16 protein-coding genes, 1 tRNA gene and 1 other RNA gene are annotated in these 19,396 nt (G+C 68.0%); 8 read left to right on the forward strand and 10 right to left on the reverse strand.

The window, feature by feature from the left end; translation table 11 throughout:
* Window positions 1-268: 268 nt before the first annotated feature.
* Together OG519_RS15170 and ffs are read right to left on the reverse strand one after the other, a co-directional pair.
* Window positions 269-2,863 carry a DNA polymerase III subunit gamma and tau gene (locus OG519_RS15170; RefSeq protein WP_405583519.1) on the reverse strand — a complete coding sequence of 865 codons (2,595 nt, stop codon included), beginning with the start codon at window positions 2,861-2,863 and terminating at the stop codon, window positions 269-271.
* Window positions 2,864-3,306: 443 nt separating this feature from the next.
* Window positions 3,307-3,403, reverse strand: an RNA gene (gene ffs / locus OG519_RS15175) — signal recognition particle sRNA small type.
* A 72-nt stretch (window positions 3,404-3,475) separates the two neighbouring features.
* On the opposite strand from ffs, the gene OG519_RS15180 reads away from it, so the two are divergent.
* Both OG519_RS15180 and OG519_RS15185 read left to right on the forward strand, forming a co-directional pair.
* Window positions 3,476-3,560: transfer RNA gene (locus OG519_RS15180), tRNA-Ser, on the forward strand.
* A 622-nt stretch (window positions 3,561-4,182) separates the two neighbouring features.
* A complete protein-coding gene (locus OG519_RS15185; protein WP_405583521.1) occupies window positions 4,183-5,145 on the forward strand; it encodes a hypothetical protein in 963 nt (320 codons plus the stop codon).
* A 125-nt stretch (window positions 5,146-5,270) separates the two neighbouring features.
* On the opposite strand, the gene OG519_RS15190 is transcribed toward OG519_RS15185, so the two are convergent.
* Window positions 5,271-5,444, reverse strand: a complete 174-nt coding sequence (locus tag OG519_RS15190) for a hypothetical protein (RefSeq protein WP_405583523.1) — start codon at window positions 5,442-5,444, stop codon at window positions 5,271-5,273.
* Window positions 5,445-5,993: 549 nt separating this feature from the next.
* On the opposite strand from OG519_RS15190, the gene OG519_RS15195 reads away from it, so the two are divergent.
* Window positions 5,994-6,260, forward strand: coding sequence for a multiprotein-bridging factor 1 family protein (locus OG519_RS15195; RefSeq protein ID WP_405583525.1), 267 nt, complete (start codon window positions 5,994-5,996; stop codon window positions 6,258-6,260).
* A 129-nt stretch (window positions 6,261-6,389) separates the two neighbouring features.
* On the opposite strand, the gene OG519_RS15200 is transcribed toward OG519_RS15195, so the two are convergent.
* Together OG519_RS15200 and OG519_RS15205 are read right to left on the reverse strand one after the other, a co-directional pair.
* Window positions 6,390-6,698 (reverse strand): transposase, encoded by a 309-nt coding sequence (locus OG519_RS15200; protein ID WP_405592742.1) that lies wholly within the window; start codon window positions 6,696-6,698, stop codon window positions 6,390-6,392.
* Window position 6,699: 1 nt separating this feature from the next.
* Entirely contained in the window at window positions 6,700-7,971 is a 1,272-nt protein-coding gene (locus OG519_RS15205) for a transposase (protein ID WP_405583527.1), read from the reverse strand.
* Window positions 7,972-8,579: 608 nt separating this feature from the next.
* Between OG519_RS15205 and OG519_RS15210 the strand changes: the two genes are divergently transcribed.
* Window positions 8,580-9,068 carry a hypothetical protein gene (locus OG519_RS15210; RefSeq protein ID WP_405583529.1) on the forward strand — a complete coding sequence of 163 codons (489 nt, stop codon included), beginning with the start codon at window positions 8,580-8,582 and terminating at the stop codon, window positions 9,066-9,068.
* 407 nt (window positions 9,069-9,475) lie between these two features.
* Here the strand turns inward: OG519_RS15210 and OG519_RS15215 are convergent, their stop codons facing one another.
* Window positions 9,476-10,336 carry a TIR domain-containing protein gene (locus OG519_RS15215; RefSeq protein WP_405583531.1) on the reverse strand — a complete coding sequence of 287 codons (861 nt, stop codon included), beginning with the start codon at window positions 10,334-10,336 and terminating at the stop codon, window positions 9,476-9,478.
* Between the two features lie 70 nt (window positions 10,337-10,406).
* Window positions 10,407-10,955 (reverse strand): hypothetical protein, encoded by a 549-nt coding sequence (locus tag OG519_RS15220; RefSeq protein ID WP_405583533.1) that lies wholly within the window; start codon window positions 10,953-10,955, stop codon window positions 10,407-10,409.
* 737 nt (window positions 10,956-11,692) lie between these two features.
* Here OG519_RS15220 and OG519_RS15225 point away from each other — a divergent pair.
* On the forward strand, window positions 11,693-11,875 hold the full coding sequence (locus OG519_RS15225) for a hypothetical protein (RefSeq protein ID WP_405583535.1): 183 nt from the start codon (window positions 11,693-11,695) through the stop codon (window positions 11,873-11,875).
* A gap of 208 nt (window positions 11,876-12,083) precedes the next feature.
* Here OG519_RS15225 and OG519_RS15230 read toward each other — a convergent pair whose 3' ends face one another.
* The 3 genes from OG519_RS15230 to OG519_RS15240 all read right to left on the reverse strand — a co-directional run bounded on the left by OG519_RS15230 (window position 12,084) and on the right by OG519_RS15240 (window position 14,501).
* Window positions 12,084-12,794, reverse strand: coding sequence for a WbqC family protein (locus tag OG519_RS15230; RefSeq protein ID WP_405583537.1), 711 nt, complete (start codon window positions 12,792-12,794; stop codon window positions 12,084-12,086).
* 28 nt (window positions 12,795-12,822) lie between these two features.
* The gene (locus tag OG519_RS15235; RefSeq protein ID WP_405592744.1) at window positions 12,823-13,419 is read right to left on the reverse strand and encodes a YdcF family protein; all 597 of its coding nucleotides are present in this window, start codon (window positions 13,417-13,419) and stop codon (window positions 12,823-12,825) included.
* Window positions 13,420-13,490: 71 nt separating this feature from the next.
* Window positions 13,491-14,501, reverse strand: coding sequence for a hypothetical protein (locus tag OG519_RS15240; RefSeq protein ID WP_405583538.1), 1,011 nt, complete (start codon window positions 14,499-14,501; stop codon window positions 13,491-13,493).
* 273 nt (window positions 14,502-14,774) lie between these two features.
* On the opposite strand from OG519_RS15240, the gene OG519_RS15245 reads away from it, so the two are divergent.
* From OG519_RS15245 to OG519_RS15255, 3 genes are all read left to right on the forward strand, one after another.
* A complete protein-coding gene (locus OG519_RS15245) occupies window positions 14,775-14,954 on the forward strand; it encodes an FxLD family lanthipeptide (RefSeq protein ID WP_405583540.1) in 180 nt (59 codons plus the stop codon).
* Window positions 14,955-15,164: 210 nt separating this feature from the next.
* Window positions 15,165-18,110, forward strand: a complete 2,946-nt coding sequence (locus OG519_RS15250) for a lantibiotic dehydratase (protein ID WP_405592746.1) — start codon at window positions 15,165-15,167, stop codon at window positions 18,108-18,110.
* Window positions 18,107-19,381, forward strand: a complete 1,275-nt coding sequence (locus tag OG519_RS15255) for a lanthionine synthetase C family protein (RefSeq protein WP_405583542.1) — start codon at window positions 18,107-18,109, stop codon at window positions 19,379-19,381. Before OG519_RS15250 ends, OG519_RS15255 begins: the two co-directional genes overlap by 4 nt.
* The last annotated feature ends 15 nt before the right edge of the window (window positions 19,382-19,396 follow it).

Consider the following 19,396-nt stretch of genomic DNA (forward strand, 5'->3'; position numbering starts at 1 on the left):
CGCGTGACCGGGGTGCCCACCCGTCGCGCGACTACGTGACAGTGCGAGCCTACGTGCTCGTACGGCGCAACGCCCTACACCCTGCGAAGGATCAACGCGACCCGATGTCCGCCCGAAGGAGGGCATCGGCGCCCGGCCAGGCTCTGGCCGGCGAACCCGCAGGTCAGCGTCCAGGTCAGCGGGTACGGGGCCGGTGGGTACGGGGTGAGCGGGTACGGGGCCGGTGAGTACGGGGTCAGCGGGTACGGCGGCTGGTCCGGCCGCCCGGTCAGCCGTGGCTGATCTCCTCGATCACGGTGGCGCCCAGTTCCTTGATGAACAGGTCGTGGCCGCTGAGCACCGAGTCGACCAGATCGGGGTCGTCGTCCTCGGGGATGTCGTCCTCGATCGGGCCGTAGTCCGAGTAGTCGTCGGGCGGCGGGGGCGGCGGGCCCGCGGGGGCGCCGGGCGAGGCGGGGCCGGAGCGCTCGGCGAGGGAGGCGGCCGGGCCGGAGCCGGGGGCGCCGGAGCCGGGGGCGCCGCCGCTTCCGCCGCCGGGGCCCTGACCGTAGGACGCCGGGGCGGGGGCGCCGCCGCCGTACGCGGAGGGGCCGGCGGGCGGCTGCGGCTGCGCGGGGGGTGCGGCGGGCGGGCGGGGTGAGCCGCCGCCGGAACCGAAGCCCGGGGCACCGGAACCGCCGGGCCCACCGGCGCCGAAGCCGCCTTGCGCGCCGCCGGAGCCGAACCCGCCGGGCCCGCCCGTACCGCCAGGGCCGCCATAGCCCCCGGAACCGCCGGCCGGGCCGCCATTGCCGCCGCCCCCGCCGGACGGATCCACGATGGCCTCGATCCGCCACTCCACGCCGAGCGCGTCGTTGATCGCCTGCCGGAGGATGTCCTCGCTGCCGTTGTTGGTGAAGCTGTTCCGGGCGCCGGGGTTGTCGAACCCGATTTGCAGGGTCTCCCCGTCGAACCCGGCGACCTGGGCGTTGTTGAACAGCAGCATCCAGGTCAGCCGGCGGCGGTTCTTCACCGCTTCCAGGATGTTCGGCCACATCTGCCGGACCCGGGCCGAGTCGCCGGACCCCTGGACGGGCTGGCGGTTGCCCGAAGGGGGGGCCGCCTGCGGCTGGGCCGGCGGGGACTGCGGCGGTTGCGGGGATCGCGGGGCCTGGGCGGACTGGGCCTGCTGTAGGGGCTGGGCCGACTGTACGGGCTGAGGTGCGCCGGGGGCCGCCGCGGTCGGCCAGGCACCGGGGCGAGCCGCGGTGGCCGGCGCTCCAGCCGACGAGCCGCCCGCGCCGCCGCTCTGGGCCACCGGCCAGGCACCCGGGCGGGGGGCGGCCGGCGGCTCGTCGACGGGGGCGCCCTGCGGTTGCGGCGGGTTCTGGTGCTGGTTCTGCTGCTGCGGCGGCGAGGTGGGCGCCACAGCAGCGGGCTGCGGTACGGGGGCCGCTGTAGGGGCCTGCTGGGAAGGGGGCTGCTGCGCCGACTGCGGTCCGGGGCTCTGCGCTACCGGCGGCCGCTGCTGGGCCGACGGCTGCTGTGGGGAGCCCTGCTGGCCCGCCTCCGGAGCCGTACGCCCGAGGGCCGCCCGCGCGGCAGCGGGCCCGCCGCCCGCACCGGGGGGCATGCCGCCGCCCACGCCAGGGACCGTACCCGTACCGCCGCCACCCGCCCCGTAACCCGGCTGCGCGGACCCCGACCCGAGGCCGATGGCGCCCGAGGCGATCCCCCGCTCCAGCCGTTCCAGCCGCGCCTGCGTCGACCGCTCGTCGTCGTACGCCGCCGGCAGCAGCACCCGGGCGCAGATCAGCTCCAACTGGAGCCGCGGCGAGGTGGCACCGCGCATCTCCGTCAACCCGGTGCTGACCAGATCGGCGGCCCGGCTCAGCTCGGCGGCGCCGAAGACCGAGGCCTGGGCCGACATCCGCTCCACCACCTCGCGGGGGGCGTCGATCAGCCCCTTCTCCATGGCGTCGGGCACGGCCGCGATGATCACCAGATCCCGTAGCCGCTCCAGCAGGTCGGCGACGAAACGGCGCGGATCGTGGCCGCCCTCGATCACCCGGTCCACGATCTCGAAGACCGCCGCGCCGTCCCCGGCCGCGAAGCCGTCCACCACGTCGTCGAGCAGCGCGGCGTCCGTGTAACCGAGCAGCGCGGTGGCCATCGCGTACGTCACGCCGTCCGCACCCGCCCCGGCGAGGAGCTGGTCCATGACCGACATCGAGTCCCGCACCGAGCCGGCGCCCGCCCGCACCACCAGCGGATACACCCCGTCCTCGACCCGGATCGCCTCGCGCTCGCACACCTCGGCGAGGTAGTCGCGCAGGGTGCCGGGCGGGACCAGCCGGAAGGGATAGTGGTGCGTACGCGACCGGATGGTGCCGATGACCTTCTCGGGCTCGGTGGTCGCGAAGATGAACTTCAGGTGCTCCGGCGGCTCCTCGACCACCTTCAGCAGGGCGTTGAACCCCGCCGGGGTGACCATGTGCGCCTCGTCGATGATGTAGATCTTGTACCGACTGCCCGCGGGCCCGAAGAACGCCTTTTCCCGCAGGTCACGGGCGTCGTCCACACCGCCGTGAGAGGCCGCGTCGATCTCGATCACATCGATCGACCCCGGGCCGTTCCTGGCCAGGTCGCGGCAGGACTGACACGTCCCGCACGGCGTCGGCGTCGGCCCCAGCTCGCAGTTGAGACAGCGGGCGAGAATCCGCGCGCTGGTCGTCTTCCCGCACCCGCGCGGCCCACTGAACAGGTACGCGTGATTGACCCGGTTGTTCCGCAGCGCCTGCTGCAACGGGCCCGTGACGTGCTCCTGCCCGATGACCTCGGCGAAGGTCTCGGGACGATAGCGGCGATACAGAGCGAGGGACACGTCTACGACCCTATCCGTGCCCACCGACATCCCACCCGCGATCCACCATCGGCCCCACCGCAATCAGCCCCCGCGGCTCCCATCGGGCCCAGCACGATCAGCCCCCGCGGCTCACTTGAGGCCCACCACGATTGGCCCCGGGCGACTCCTCAGCACCCGGAGCGCCCCGGCCCCCACGCTCGGCCCCATGGCTCCCATCGGGCCCACCGCGATCAGCCCCCGCGGCCCCCATCGGGCCCACCGCGATCAGCCCCCGCGGCCCCCATCGCCCCCCCGGGGGGCGCCCCGGCCCCGGCGATCCCCTCGGCCCCACCCCGTTTCCGGGCCCGCGAGATCGTTTGCCCCCGAAGTCGGGCTGCGCGGTTTCCCTGGCCCCACCACGACCCGGCCCGTGCGCACCTCTTGGGGGTCGAGGCACCTGCCCCGGGCCCGGCGCCGGGGCAAGCAAAGACCCCCCACGCACCCGCCAGAGCCCACCTACCCTTGCTGCCTTCCGGCCCTGGGGGAGTTCAGCGAGATAGCGCCACGTGAGGGGCTGACCGCAACCTTACCCGATCCCCCCACCCGGATCGAGTTCGCACCCACCCCCTCAGGCCCTGTACTGTTCCCCCCGGAGGATTCGCCTAGTGGCCTAGGGCGCACGCTTGGAAAGCGTGTTGGGGGCAACCCCTCACGAGTTCGAATCTCGTATCCTCCGCACCGGCTGACCAGCCGAAACGAAGGTCCCCACCGCTGCGCGGTGGGGACCTTCGTCGTTGCGTGGTCTCAGTTCTGGTCCCATTCGATGCCCCGCGTACTGGGCTGTACCCGTTTGAACAGCGTTGAGCGGCTGCGTCTCACTGCATGCCCACCATTCATAGCACTTACAGCCGCTTACGCCCGGCAATCCACGGTTCCCCAAACCGATCGGGGGCGAAGCCGACGGACCGCGCACCGCTGCCGTGGCGCGCCCAGCCGTGCGAAGACCCCGTGGTGCTCGTGGGACCAGCCGCCGCGGCGGGCTGGCCGAGCATCCGGCCGCAGGCACCTGTGAGGCCGAGGACGCCGGTGGTGGAGGGGAAAAGCCGGCACGGGCCGAACCTGGAGGCACGCGGACCGGCTGGTTCGATCTCCTCCAGCACCAGGAGCATCTCGGCCTGCCGGCACCACTGCCCAAGGGGCCGGCGATGTCCGGCCGCCTGTCCCGGCCGGGGGTTCGTCGCGGAACCGAATAGGAGTCCACCTGACGGGCGAGGAGCAAGATCTCAGCGCCCTGTACTCGCGTTGTCGGCGAGATCTGCGATTCTCAGCAGGTCACTGTCGGCGGAAGGACGAACCACATGCGTCTACTGGATGATCTGCAGCAATCTCTCGCCAGGCGTTACCGGCAGGTGGTCAGCTCGAGGCGGCAGAACTTCGGCAGCGAGGTCAAGTACACCGCCGCCTGGATCGGCAAGCAGCCGCCCCTTGCTGCGATTATCGCTGAGGCTCGCAAGGTCGAGGAGCCGCCGCCGCAGGAGGATTGGCTGCGCCAGTGCCAGGACGAAGACGGCATCGTCTGGCCGACGCAGACCGAAGAAGGCCGTGCCGTGCTCGCCTGGGATCTACTGAGCAGCCTTCAGCCCGATCAGGCGGAAAACCTGGCCGTCCAGATTTGCGCCCGGACGACCAGGAACATCGACGATATGATCCGGCAGTTCGCCCACGACGCTTTCACCCCGCTGTTCGACTGGCTTGCCGAGCAGCTGCAGAATCGCAGCAGCGTCGTCGCCGCCCTGCGCCGCTACGTCTACCTCACCGAGCGGTTCAATCGCGTCGCTCTCAACGCCCAGTACCTGGAGAGGACCTCGACCGGTGAGGAGCTGTACAACGACGACCTGCAGAAATTCCTGTTCCAGGACGCCCACTACGTCACCTACGCGAAGCCGCGCTCGACCACCGGAGAGCCCGACCTGGTCGGTGAACTCGAAGGTGAGGACCCGATCGTCCTCGACGGCAAGCTGTTCAAGGGGGACGTCGCCTACGTCGCCAGAGGCGTCCGGCAGGTGTACGAGTACGCCCTGGACTACGGGAAGCACGTCGCCTACCTGGTCGTCTTCAACCGTACGGACAACCGCACTCTGGTGGTCGACGGCGACGGCCCGGCAGATTCCTGGCCGCCGTACTTCGACATGGCAGGCGTCCGCGTGTACATCGTGGTCGTGCGGGCATGCCCGCCTGCGACCACGGCGAGCAAGATGGGCCGGCTGAAGACCGCCATTCTCCGGGCGAGTGACGTGGAGAAAGCCCGAGAGGAAGACTGAGCAGCTTCGCGGCACCAGGGTGCCGCCGCCGCACCGCCGAGAAAACAGCCGGTATGCGAGTCCCCCGCAGCAGCCGAAAGGCTTTGCGGGAGCCTCACTTACCTATCTTCGATACGACGAGCCACTCACCATTCGACGAGTTGCAGAAATCCTGATCCGTCATCAAGCGGGGCATTGTCCCCATCCGCCTCGGAGGACGGAAGAGTGAGGCGGAGGCGGGTCATCGTCGCCGTGGTGCAGACCTGATCGGCCAGTTCCAGAGGCAGGCCGGACCTGGCAACGATGTCGCCGAAGGTCACGCCAGTGTACTCGCAGAGGCGAACGGCGGACTCGAGAAGCAGCGGGGACTCGCGGGGCCCAAGGTCGCAAGGTTCCGGACCCCCATGCTGGGACAGCGTCATCATCGCTCTATTGTAGATTGTCTCGCGAAACACGCCGACAGAGTGCGCGGTAGACGATGGCCTTGAGCGAGGTTCCGCATCGCCGCTTGAGAGCGTAGAGCTTCTCCCAGTCCAAACGGCGAGGACTCATCGATCATCGACGTGGCTCCCCACCGTTCAGAGGATCGCGCGCACTCCAGCCGATGTGATCGTCAACTCGGCGTCCTGGGCATTCCCTCCCTCTGGTGTGAGTTACCTGAGCTTGACGCTGTCGTGGATCTTGGTTTCCGGGGTTTTCGATCATGATGAAGTTGCGGGGCGAGCGATCCATTTCCGCTGTTCCCCGATTTCTCTCTGTCGCGGGATTGACGTGCAGGGCAGGGCAGTTAGCGGGCCTCCCGCTGCCCTTGCGGTCTGGGATCGAGACAGAAGGCTGTCGCAGCCAGGACTCAGCGGCATACTGCGGTCATGAGTGAGGAATCGGCACGGCTGGCGCGAGCCCTCGTCGAGTTCCGTGAAGCCGAAGGTATCTCGGAGCGCGAGCTCGCACGACGTACCTGGCTGAGTCACGCGACCATCAGGACCTTCGAACGCGACTGTGGGGACCTGCCCACTCCGACCGTTGCCCGCACGTTCGAGGAAGTCCTCGGTTGGGCTCCGGGGAGCATCAAGGCCACGCCGTCCGAGGCGACGGGCCTTGAGTCATCGGCCGATTCGAGCTCAGACCTCGGGTAGGCGCGCTGGTCAGTGCTGCTTGCCGGACAGATACGGTCGTGGTGGGGCGAACAGGCCCGGTTCGGGCTCGGCCAGGATGTTGCGCCCGGTCAGGCGCTTGACTCTGTCGGTGATCTTGGTTGCTTGGGCTCAGGTGCCGAGGGTTCGCCAGGACTTCGACCGGGGGATCTCCTTATGGTCCAGGAAGGTCTGGAAGGCGGTCGGCGGTCTCGGTGATGAGAGTTCCCCTGTCTCTGACCGGCTGCTGAGGCGTTCGATGTTCACGGCGATGGCCGTGAGGACGTATTGCAGGTGGGCTTTCGGCTGTCCTCGGTAGCGGCAGTGGCGCATGCCGTGTCCGTGGGCGAACTCGTTCATGGTGCCCTCGACTCCGGAGCGGACCGCGTAGCGGGCCTTCCAGCCGGGTGTCTGCTGGTCAGCCCGGACACGGAGTTGCAGGTCACGGAGTTCCCGCGGGGGAAAAACCCACGGTCCGGGCGCTGTCGGCGGTGGTGGTGCAGCGGGTGCGGGCCGGGGAGGGACGGCACTGGCTCTTGGTGAACCGGGCCACGATCAGCGGGGCGGCGGTGGGCGAGGAGGTCGGGTAGGGGCCGTGCCATCCCGCGCTGACCTGGCCCTGGGGGCAGGTGACCTGGCGGCGGTCGGAGTCGATGTGGAAGTCGTCCCGGTCGAAGCCTTCGCCTTTCCTGTGCTGGCGGGTGGGGTTGCCCGGTAGCGGGCCGCTGACGGTGATCTGGTGTTCGCGGGCGGCGCGTTCCAGGTGGACCGGGGAGGTGTAGCCACCGTCGACCAGGTGCTCGCCGGGCAGCAGCTCGCGACGCGCGAGGCGGGTGTGGATGCCGGGCAGGGCCTGGCCGTCGTTGGTGGCGGCCGAGGTGGTGGCCACGTCCGTGATCACGTTGGTGCTGTCGGGGTCACACGTCTCGGTGACGTGCGCGGCGAACCCTTTCCAGCGGATGATGTGGCCGTGACGGACGTAGCGCGCCGTGATGTCGTAGGGGGAGACGATCGCGCAGGAGGAGGGCGGCAGGCCGCCGTCATCAGCGGTGCGCCAGCGCAGTCGACCCGCCTCGTCGCGGTAGTAGTTCTGCACGACGATCTCCCGCAGCGCCTCGGCCTGCGGGCCGGGCGGGTAGCCCGGCCGGTGCCGGTGGAGGTGCTCCAGCAGCCGGCAGGCGTCCTCGCCAGCGGCCAGGATCCGGGTCTTGGGCCGGGTGGGGTTCTTCCCCAACCGGACCGGCCGGCCGTAGCGGCGCCCCCATTCTTCGTCGACCAGTCCGGCCAGCAGGTGTTCGGCCGTGCGGGCTGCTTCTTCCAGCGCGGCACGGACCGCCTCGGTGACCAGTTCCAGCCGGGTCAGGTCGCGCACCGCTGCCAGAACGTGCGTGGAGTCGGTGCGCTGCGTGGTGCGTTCACGCACGAGCCCGGCGTCCTTGAGTCGGACCAGCGCGAGGTCCAAGAGCCGGTCGGCACGGTCTCCCACGGTGAGGCGCTCTCGGAAGTCGGACAGCACGCTGTGGTGAAAGCCGGGGTCATCGAGTTCCAGCGCGAGGGCGTATTTGAAGTCGATGCGGCAGCGCACCGCCTCGGCGGCCTGCCGGTCCGACAAACCGAGTAAGAACTGCAGCACACAGATGGTGGCCAGTTGGGCAGGTGAGAGGCCCGGACGACCGTCACGTGGATACCAGTCGGCGAAGTCTTCATCGTTCAACAGCCCGTCGAGGCGATCACGTACCCATATCGCCGTCGTGCCGCCCGGATTGCTCGCCCGCGCGACCCGCGCGGTCAGAGACGGGACTTGCTCACCGGAACGGGAACGGAGCGACAACGGACACCGCGGCAGCTGCATCGGCCTTCGGAACAGCCCGAGCATGCCTGACGATCAGGCCACCGCACCGGGGAACACCAAGATCACCGACAGAGTCAAGCTAAGAGGTGCCGGTTGCCGCCCGACTCGGCACAATCACCCGCCGATGGCACCTGAGATTCGCATTCCACTGGCCCTGGACGAGCGTGATCACTGGCGCCCTCGCACGACTTGAGGCTCTCCCGAACCCGGGCTGACCAGAACGTTCCTCCCTGCGAGCAGAGCCGCCCGACGAGCCGTGGAACCCGGCACCCACCCGACGCGACAGCCAGGCCATCAACGTGCCACTCAGCAGCCACGGAAAGGGAAATGGTTTGCCGACTCCACTGGCAGACCATCACGAAAGATCGAAGCTGACACCGATAGGCCTTCGAATAGTGCTTAAGTGATCAGAATTGATCACTTTTGAATAAAGCGGGGGTTCCGGGAATTGACGGGCTTAGGATAAGAGGATGACTATTGCTCATGCCGAGCCCGAAGAACCGAAACAAAACCCGGTCTCACGAATCGTCAAAGTAACCCCTGCGCTCGCCGAAACTTTTCTTTCCCGAGCCTCGGTCAATAGACGTCTGGACATGGGCCGGGTGAGATCCCTTGCGGGGAGCATTCTGCGTAAAGAATGGAAACTGACTCATCAGGGAATCGCCTTCGACGAGGCTGGTGTACTTCTCGATGGCCAGCACCGCCTCCACGCGATTATTGAGGCAAATATCCCCGTAGAGATGTTCGTTTTCGATGGATTGTCAGAAGACGTCTTCCCGGTTCTCGATACCGGGAAGCGGCGGAGCGCAGCGGATACACTGTTGTCGACAGGCGAGAAACATCTTCCTTTACTTTCTTCCACCATTCGTCATGTGCTCCTCTTCAAGGCAATGCCGAATGAACCCTGGAGCGGGGCCCGGGCTTACGTATCGAATGATCAGATCCTGGCCGCATACTAAGGTGATAAAAATAGGTACGGGGAGGCGGTGGCCACCGGGCGTGAGCTTTCCAAATACCTTTTTGCTAGTCAGACGGCAGTGGCGGTGGGGTTTTTCTTGACCACTGAGGTTGCGCCCGGTGTACATCCCGAAGAAATCGAAGAGTGGATCTCGGGTCTCAAGTCAGGCGCAAGTCTGGACCCTGGCGATGCGCGGCTCGCTCTACGAGAGGTCCCGAGGGACGTACAGAAGCGAGGCTCCAAGCGCAGGATGGGCTTGCGGGACCAGGTAGCGATCTATATCAAGGCATGGAACGCCTGGGTCCAGTCGGAAAAATCCGGAGAATTGCACCTTCGCCGTTTGAGGAAACGGGAGAAGATGCCGATGCCGGTGGAGGTGGGATTCAAGCATTAAGAGCACACCGGTGCTTAGGAAATATTGCTTCGAACCATCATCTTTCCGTCCTCTCCTCGTACAACTACTTCCCGGCCCAGCGTCTTGGCGAGCCGCTCGACAAAATCGCGCGAAATCAACCGCGTCGACACGTCTGAACTCTGTGTAACGATAACTACCCTCTCACCCTCCCAAGAAGAGCGGATAGCCTCCCAACCAATCTTCGCAAATGACGACGCGATGAATTTCTCTTCGCTGATCCGGCGAATTTCTCGAGGTGGCCGTCTCAATGTCCCTTCTGCCCTCAGCGCGTATCCCTCGATCTCCGCCATGCGGTGATCGAGCTGTCGGGTAATGAGGAGAATCTCCTCCGTCATGTCGGCTTCAGATCGCTGAACCGTGTCCGAAATGTTATCCTCGGATGGAATTGCAGTGATATTCCTCACCTCTTGCTCGAATTCCGACCAGCTTCTCCGAAAAGCGCGCTCCAGTCTTTCGCGCGGGATCGCCAAGTCTCCCGAAGCATCATTGATGTCGAAAAGCAGTTTTTGTACGTCATCTTTACTATCGCCGATGACGGCCTGAAATTGGCTGATGGGACTGATGAGATCCTTAGCTTTCATACCGATCAGGAACGGGACGACATAGCCGTCATCAACTTGCTTTGCGAGGGAGCCAGCCTCAAAGTTGATCCACGTGGAAGATTGGTTTTCCGGAGTTATACAGATGATCCCAAAATTTGTTTCAGAAAGCTCGTTAGTAATCTCTCGAACGCCTCTCCTTCCCGCAGAAATATCTTGACTGGAGAGCCAGGGGTTGACGTACTGAAGGGCGTCAGGCAACCAGGATCGCAAGGCCTCAGCGGTCTTCATGGAGCGCTCTCCTGACCAGCTCAAGAATACTTTGATAGCGAATTTCCTCTCATTTTTGTAGATGTGTTGACTGGTCGAATCCCCATCATCCGGCCTAACGTGCAGCCCTCAGCAGGAGGGCCTGTTCTGCTTTGAGCGATTTGTACGAATCGCGAATGTAGGACAGGAGCCTGCTTCCCGGATGACCAATCAGAGTACATTTACCTGGACCTGCTCCATCCCAATCCGCCAGAAGGACATCATAAGTCGCTGCGTGCGCGCAAAAATCCAAGACTACGGTAGGCATTTCTCCTCCAATGATCAGGTCGCCCCGGGCAGTGATGATCTCCTGTATCTTCCGAGCCGTCGGGGCGAACACTTCTTGTACCCATCTGTGCCACTGTGCCTCATCCAGTTCCGACAGCGGAATCCCGCTCAAGCCCATACCATTGGCTGGAATGAAGCGTCTGCGGTACTCGATCCAGGCCTTTTCGTTTGTTTCCGCAAGAACGAGAAGTGGGCCGTACAAGTCTTTCAATTGGCTGCTATTCCGGTCGATGAGCGCTTTCCTGATGGACCTGCGAATCTCTCCTTGGTGGTTCAGCCAGTAGGCCATGAGGGCAATCAAGAGGCTGGCGCACACCGCTACCATTGCTGCGATCATCCTAATCTCCGTGACGCCGTTCCGTCCGATATTGAAGCATGGCCCAGGAGGATCTCGCTACCTTCGAAGAGGCACATCCTCTATGTTTAAAGTGACAATAGTAATTACTCACCGAAGTTGGTCCGCGGTGTCGTCGTAGGGGCCGACAGTTTGTGTCCTGTGCGGTGTCACGGCTGTCGGAGAGGCTTACACCACCCCGGCCGGCGGCATTATGGATGAGCCCGAGCGCGAGGGCAACGTGGAGGGCCAGTGCCGGCGCCGACCATGGGTATCCGACAACAAGACCGACCGGTTCGAGGGCATCTGCCGATTACTACGTGTCGCTCGGCGCTTCGCGGCGGCAATGGAGGAGCTCCGCGGGGACCTCCCCGCTTGCCCGGAACTGGGGAAGAAGCCGGGGACCATCGACAACCGCCTGGTCACCGTTCTGATCACCGCAGCGTCTGGAACCTGATCGGCGTCGGACGATTGCACCATCGCTCCAACGGGGCAGCCCAGCTGGGAGTTTACGAGCTGGACGGCCTCCGATGCCGGTAAGCTGCTACAGGCCACCAAGCGCGCCCAGGCGGCCACCAGCACCGCCAATTCGGCAGGCAACGCCACCCTCGGCGCCACCGCGCTCTTGCAACTGTCGTACATCACGGTCTCATCGGCCCACCCCGGCGAGAGGGTCCCTGGAGGCGCAAGCATTCCGTACCGGCCGCACCCTCGCCGAACACAGCGACCGACTGCGGACCATGCCAGAGCGGCCACCCAGCGCCCCCGGAAACATCAACTCCCCTGGCCACGCCACGGGCGGGCTGGGGGAAGACACGGTTGCCGCGCGGCTCGACACGATGGAACAACGGCTCGGCTCGATCGAACGCATCCTCTTCGCCCTCGCCCGCGCAAAGGGCGTCGACCCGGAAACCACCGGCTGACCCTGCAGCGGCACACTGTCTCACCCCCCGGGGGCACCACGAGCCCGCTCCCGGACGAAGGGGCCGTCCGGCCGCCGGCCTGCCGCTCCTCGGAGCCACGGCCCGGCCGTCGGTGTGGCGATGGATATCCGAGTTCCCCGGCAACCCGCACTCACCCTTACCGCCCGGCTGCCCGCGCTCCGCCGGCCAGGCAGAAGTACCGGTCGGGTCAGACGGCCGTGCGCAGGTCGTCGAACGCCGCCCGCACGACGGCGGGACCGTGTGCGGCGAGTGCCCAGAGGGCTGTGATCCTGGCCGCCCCGGTCCACAGGCCGTGGTCGGTGACAGGCGGGCGGAAGGCGCGGACGTTGAGTCGCCGCTCCGTGAAGGGGCGGGGGTCGAGGTAGCGCATGCCGCCGGTGCCGCAGAGGTAGGTGGTGGCGCCCACGGCGGTGGTGAGGTCGGCCAGACGGGCCGAGCGGTCCAGGGAGGTGGCGAGGTCGCTGCTGCGCACGATGGTGCCGCGCCAGCCGAGGAGGTTCAGCAGGGCGCGGGTGGTGGCTTCGGCGACGGCCGCGGTGGCGGCGGTCTCGGTGGCGGCGCGGACGACGGGTTGGAGCGCGGCGTCCAGTAACGGCCAGTGCGGGCTGGTGCGGTAGTGCTGTGGGGGCAGTTGGCAGAGGCGGCGGGCGGCGCGCCGCGGGTCGGCAAGTCGGGCGTCGCGGATCAACGTGGCTCGTCCATGGGGGAGATGGGTCTCCATCGACAGCCACTGCTGCTGCGCGGGGTCATCGAGTACGGCGAGGCGGGCTCGGTGCTGATAGTCGTGGCGGGTGAATTGAACGTCGTCGAGGATGACCCAGATGTCGGACGCGTAGAGCTTCGCCAGCGTGGACAGGCGCGGCAGGAGGTTGGGCTGGTGGATCGCGCACGAGCGCACCAGCTGCGCGTTCGGAACCGTGGCCGGGTCAGGTGGGCAGGAGCCAGCTGTCGTAGCCGCGGGTGCGGAGACGGTCGAAGGCATCGCGGACCCTTTCCGGGATGTGCTGCTCGATGGCGAACCCGCGCTTGGGGTAATCCATCACCCGCTGCATGTCGCCCATGAGCATGTCGATGAGCTGCTTCTCGTCATCGTGCGTCTTGACGTACTCCTCGAAGGACAGCGGCTGGGAGACGCAGACCGGTGTCACCTCGGGCCACAGCTTGCGGCAGGTCGCGTAGGCGCGGCGCTGCATGTACGGCATGGAGATCAACAGCACCGTGGTCACCTCGACGCCCGCGTTCTCCAGCGCCTCACGTGAGAAGTCGATGTTCTGGCCGGTGTTGGTGGCCCTCGGCTCCAGCAGGATCGCCTCGTCCGGCACCCCGAGGGAGAGCGCGTGCTCTCGATAGTGGTTGGCCTCCCCCCGGGGAAACCGCTTGAGGGTGGCGGCGCTGGTGTCGCCGGTGAACACCACGACCGGGAACATGCCGGCGCGGTAGAGCTCAGCCGTGGTGGTGGCCACGCCGAGATCGAGACTGCCCAGGGTGATCGCGGCGGAGCAGGGCCGCAGCTCGTGGCCCATCTGGTGGAAGTCCCAGATGGTGCGCGCGTCAGCCCGGTCCGTGTCACTGGTCACGACCTCATGAGCGGCGGTCACGTGTTCTCCTCGCTGGTGCGAACGGTCTTGATGCTGCGCAATTGGTGTTTCAGGCCGTATCGGGCGGCGATGTCCGAGGCCCGGTCCAGCACCACGTGCCCGCCGCTGCGGGTGGCCGGGTCGGTGAGCAGGACGTGGGCGTGCGCCGTTTCGATCTGGACGCGCTGAAGCGGGGTCTCGAAGCGGCCGTTGCTGCGGGCCGTGTCGATGTAGGCCAGGGCCCGCGTGAGATCGCCGGCACCGCGGTGGGCCAGTGCGAGCTTCTGCTGGGCGGTCGCCCATTCCTCCGGCTCGTTCAGTTCCTCGAACCGCTCAGCCGCCTGGCGCATGACCTGGATAGCGAACGCGTTACGGCCGTCCTTTGCCAGGGCAGTGCCGATCCACAGGAGGGCCCGAGCGCGGTCGGCCGGGGCGAGCCTTTCGTCGTCGGTGAGCTGCTGGTAGCGGGCGGCAGCCGCGGAGAGGTGTCCGGCCATTTCGCTGACGACTGCGAGGGACAGTTCGATCTGCGCCGCTCGACGGGGGATGCCGAGTTCGGTGAAGAGGCTGTGCGCGTCGCAGTAAAGCCGCCTGGCAGTCATCAGGTCCTGGAGGGTGCCCTGGAGCCGCCGCAGGTCGCCGGACAAGACCAATGAGCGCCCGTACAGGTACAAGCCCCGATCATCGAGCTCGCGGGGCTGGGCGCGGCCGAGCCAGCGCTCCAGCAAGGTGGCCGCGAAGGCGAAGTCCTGACGGTCGAGACACACCACGATCCGCTCCAGGTCCTCCGCCCAGGTCTCGTGGTCGGCGAGCGTGGGTGACGCTGCCCCACCTGGTCGTCGCTCCGGCGGTCCCTGGGCGAGGAGTTGTTCGAAACGGGACTGGGCGGCAGCATCAGCGCGGACGAGAGCTGTGTCCAGGATGGCCTGAGTATCGGGCCAGGGGCAGGTAGCCGTGCCTAACTTCTCCCACTTGGACACCGTGCGGATGGCGACGCCGAGGTGCGCTGCATAGGCACGCACGCTCATACGGAGGGCCTGCCGCAGCAAAGCCGCCTCGCGGCCAGTCCATCGCCTCACGCTCACCACGGGGGTCTACCTCCTGCCGCAATGGAAGCACGGACGGTGAGCGAGGAGCCACGGAAGTGCCACAGAAGTGCAACGTGCGTTCATTCCCAGCGGACCTCGGGCGCGACAGGCTCAAGGCGTCTGTCGACCCCTCCCGCTGCGGAGGTCATCCGCGCGCACAGGCGGTCATCAGATGCATCGTCCGTGTTCCATGTCCCTCGAAAGGGAATCGGCATGAGCCCCAGCATCACGCACACCACCGAAGCGAGCCCGTCGGCTGCGGGCACGACAGCGTCGGACGGCTTCGACCTGGACGTCACCCTGGTCGAGGTCGGCGACATCGCCGGGCTGATCAGCCTGACGGATGACGGCTGCGGTGAGACCTGCGGCGCCTGCACCACCAACGTGGCCTGACCGAAGGCATACGGACCTCAGGCCGGTGTCTTCGTGACCCGCAGTGGGAAGGCACCGGCCGCTCGCCTGGACCAGGAGGTTGTGATGGCTTCGAGCCCCGTGTTCCGTGCCGGTAGGACCGCGCTCGTGCGTGCGGTCGCCCGGCCGGAACTCCCCGTGCCGCCGGTCCCTGATCTCGACGACCCTTCGCCTCATGGCGCGGCTATCCGACTGGGGTGGTTGCGGGAGGTCTGGTCCGAGGAGGACGTTGCCGAGGCGCTGGAGCACGCAAGCCCGGTCCTCGCGTCCAAGGTGCGGGCCTTGTGTTCCTCGGGCGGTCCGGCAGACCGTGATGTTCGGCGTGCCGCCGCCTCAGTGGCCCGCTACGTGTCGCGTGCCGAGCAGCGGGCAACGCCCTTCGGTCTGCTCGCTGGCGTCGCTCCGGCTGCCTTCGGGCCTCAGGCTGAGACGACTTGGGGTTCGGACCATACGGTCATCGCGCGGGCGAGCGCGGAGTGGCTGACGGCCGTTGTGGAACGGCTGGAGTCGTGCCCCGAGTTGCTGGAACGCCTTCCGGTCATCCTCAACAACACCGCGCAGGTGCGTGGCGGACAGTTGGTCGTGCCGTACAAGTCCGACACCCGCAGCGACCGAAGGGGTGCGGTCGAGGCATCCATCGCGCTGACCGAACCGTTGCGGCTGATCCTGGACGCGGCCCGCGAACCCATCTGTGTCGGCGTCCTCGCCGACAAGCTGGCTGCGGGCTTCCCCGGGGCAGGTCCGGGAAGGGCGCAGCGGCTCGTGCAGGGGCTGATCCTCAACCGTGTGTTGATCACCAGCCTGCACGCACCGAGCACTGAGACCGACGCCTTGGACTACCTACTGGGCCAGCTCGACACCGTCAACGCCGACACGGTCGCTCCGGTCGCCGACACCATCCGCGAACTGCGAGCCGTACGAGCCGCCCTGAGGGGCTGCGGCTCCGCCGGCGGCCGGAACCGCGCCGCCAGACGGATGCGGTCGGTGGTCGCCGGGCTGCACCGCCACCCACTCGCGCTCGACTTACGCCTGCACGCCGAGATCAAGCTGCCGGATCAGGTCGCCCGCGAGGTCGAGCGCGCCGCAGAAGTCCTGACCCGGGTCAGCGCCTTGCCGTATGGGACAGCAGCGTGGAAGGCGTATCAGCGCAGGTTCTACGAGAAGTACGGCATCGGCACGATGGTGCCGCTCACCGAGGTCGTCGCCGACAGCGGCACCGGCTTCCCCGACGGATACCCGGGAGCACCCGCCGACGGGCGCCGCTCCCGTCTCTCCGTACGCGACGACACGCTGGTGCGACTGGCGCAGACCGCCGTCCTCGACGGCCGCGACGAAGTCGTCCTCACCGAGGATCTGATCGCCGCGATGGACCTGGGGCCCGCACGTCCCAGGGTGCCGCCGCACCTGGAGGTCGGTGTTCGGGTGCACGCTGCCAGTGCCGAGGAGTTGCAGCGTGGTCGGTTCCGGCTGGAAGTGGCGAGCGTCTCCCGGGGCTTCGGCGTCACCATAGGCCGGTTCCTTAGCGTGCTGGCTCCCGAGGACCGCGAGCGGCTGGCGGCAGAGCTGGCCGCCCTCCCGACCGCCGACGCCGGCACCGTCGCCGCCCAGTTGTCCTTCCCGCCGCTGCATCCCACCAGCGCACACGTCACGCGCACTCCGCAGATCCTGCCCACCGTGATCAGCGTCCAGGAGCATCGCGCCACAAACGGCGACGTGCTCACCCCGGCCGACCTGGCAGTGGCCTGCGATGGCCGCCGCATGTACCTGGCCGCGCTCGCACGCGGGCAGCGGATCGAGGCCGTGGGCATGCACGCGCTGAACCTCAAGGAGCACACGCCGCCGCTGGTCCGCTTCCTCACCGAGCTGTCCCGCGCCCAGTGCGCGCAGGTCACCCTGTTTGACTGGGGCGCCGCGAACGCGATGCCGTTCCTGCCCCGGCTGCGCTACGGCCGTACGGTGCTCGCCCCGGCCCGGTGGCGGCTGGAGGCCACCGAGCTGCCCGGCCGCGACCGCCCGCAAGCCCACTGGGACACCGCCCTTGAGGACTGGCGAACCCGGCGGCGGATGCCGCTGCGGGTTCACCTGGCCGATGGCGATCGGCGTCTGCTCCTCGACCTTGACCAGACTGCGCATCGAACCCTGCTGCGCCAGCACCTGAACCGCACCCCCTTGGCAGTCCTCGTAGAGGCTCCGGACGTTGACGCGTACGGGTGGTGCGACGGCCGCGCGCACGAGGTCGTCATCCCGCTCAAGGCGACCCGGCCCCCGTCGTGGCCCGTGCTACCGACGCCTACCCCCTCCCGGACCTTCTCGCCAGCGCAGATCCAGACGCCCAGCGTCTCCTCGCTGCTGTTGGCCACCCTCTACGGCGACCCCCGCCGACAGGACACCCTCCTCGTCCAGCACATCTCCGACCTGCTGGACCGGCTCGGCGGCCCGCCCTGGTGGTTCATCCGCTTCCGCGACCCCGACCACCACCTACGGTTGCGCATCGCCCTACCCGATCCCGGCGCCTTCGCCGAGACCGCCCGTACAGTCGGCGCCTGGACCAACGAACTGCGCGCCGCCGGACTGCTGTCGGACCTGCGCTTCCCCACCTCTTACCGCGAGATGGGCCGCTGGGGCTCCGGCTCAGCCTGGGACGCCGCCGAGGAGGTGTTCCGTGCCGACTCGCGGGCCGTCGTCACCCAACTTGCCCAGCGCCAACGTCCCGCGCAGCGCGTGCTGGTAGCCGCGCACACCATCGCAATCGCCGCCGCGTTTCTTGGCAGCACCGAGGCCGCGATGCGCTGGCTGACCGACCACGTTCCGTCCGCCGCGCCCGCACCGGTTACGCGCCCACAGTTCGCCGAGACCGTACGGCTGGCCGACCCGTCCAACGACTGGGCGGCGCTGCGCGACGTACCCGGTGGCCAGGCCATCGTGAACGCGTGGGCCGACCGGGACACGACACTCGCCGCATACCGGCCCCACCTCCCCGGCCCGGACACCCAAGGCATCCGCCTGGACGACGTCCTCTCCTCACTCCTGCACGTCCACTTCGTACGGCACGTCGCGGTCGACTTCCCGGAGGAAGAGATCTGCCTCTACCTCACCCGCGCCGCCGCCCTGGCCTGGATGTCCCGGAGGGCTCGGTGACCGATCCCCTCGCGCTGAAGGTGGCGGACGCGGTCTCCGACCTCCTGGCCGACCCCGACACCGCCCTCGTGAGTCCGCGCACCACAACCGCCGACCGGCAGCAGCTCGCGTACGGGCCGCTGGGGATCGCGCTGCTGCACATCGAACGCGCCGCAGCCGGTCTGGGCCCGTGGCAACGCGCACACGCCTGGCTCGCCGCCGCCGCCCGGGAGCCGTTTACCAGCGGACCCGACAGCCACCCTTTCTACGGCGCCCCGGCCCTCGCCCACGCCGTGGCCTGCGCAGCCGAGCACCAGCCCGACCCTTACCCGCGCGCCCTCCTCCAACTCGACCCGCAGATCGACCGCGATGTCCATCGGCGCCTCGACGCCGCACACCGCCGGATCGACGCCGGCGCCCTGCCTGAGCTGGGCGAGTTCGACGTGATCCGGGGACTCGCCGGCTACGGCGCCTACCTGCTTCACCGCAACCCGCTCAGCCCCACCCTCAGCACGCTCCTCCACTACTGCGTCCGCCTCACCAAACCGGTCAGCCACGACGGCGAGACGCTCCCCGGCTGGTGGACAGCCTCCGGGCCCTCCGGCCGCCTGGATGAACGATTCCCCGGCGGGCACGCCAACAGCGGCATGGCGCACGGCATCGGCGGAGTGCTCGCGTTGCTGGCCCTCGCCGCCCGGCACGGCAACACCGTCGACGGCCACCTCGAAGCGATCCGAACAATCCTGGCGTGGCTGGACCGTTGGCAGGAGGAGGTCGGCCCCGGCGTTGCTTGGCCGTACTGGGTCACCCGCGCCGAACTCCGCGAAGGGCGTTCCGCCCCCTCAGCACCCCGCCGCCCCTCATGGTGCTACGGCACCGCCGGCCTCGCCCGCGCCCAGCAACTCGCAGCCCTCGCCCTCGGCGACACCCGCCGTCAAGCCGAGGCGGAAAACACGCTCGTTGCCGCCCTCACCGACCCCTCGCAGCTCAAGGCCACCACGGACAACGGCCTGTGCCACGGTTTCGCGGGGCTCGCCCACGTGGCGGCCCGCACCGCCACCGACGCCCATCCCTCGACCGCCGCCCAGCTCCGCGCGGCGATCCCGGCACTCCTGACCGCGGTGTGCCCGCCGGACACCAACCCCGCCGCCGTGGCTGCCGCCTTGATACAGGACGAGAAGGCCGGGCCCGGGTTCCTCAACGGCGCCGCCGGTATCGCCCTGGCGCTCCTTTCTCCCGCCACCGCCACTCCGCCCACATCCCCCTGGGATTCCTGCCTGTTGCTCGCCTGACCTCGCCGATCGAAG

This window comes from Streptomyces sp. NBC_01190 (genome assembly GCF_045039895.1).
Lineage (GTDB): Bacteria > Actinomycetota > Actinomycetes > Streptomycetales > Streptomycetaceae > Actinacidiphila.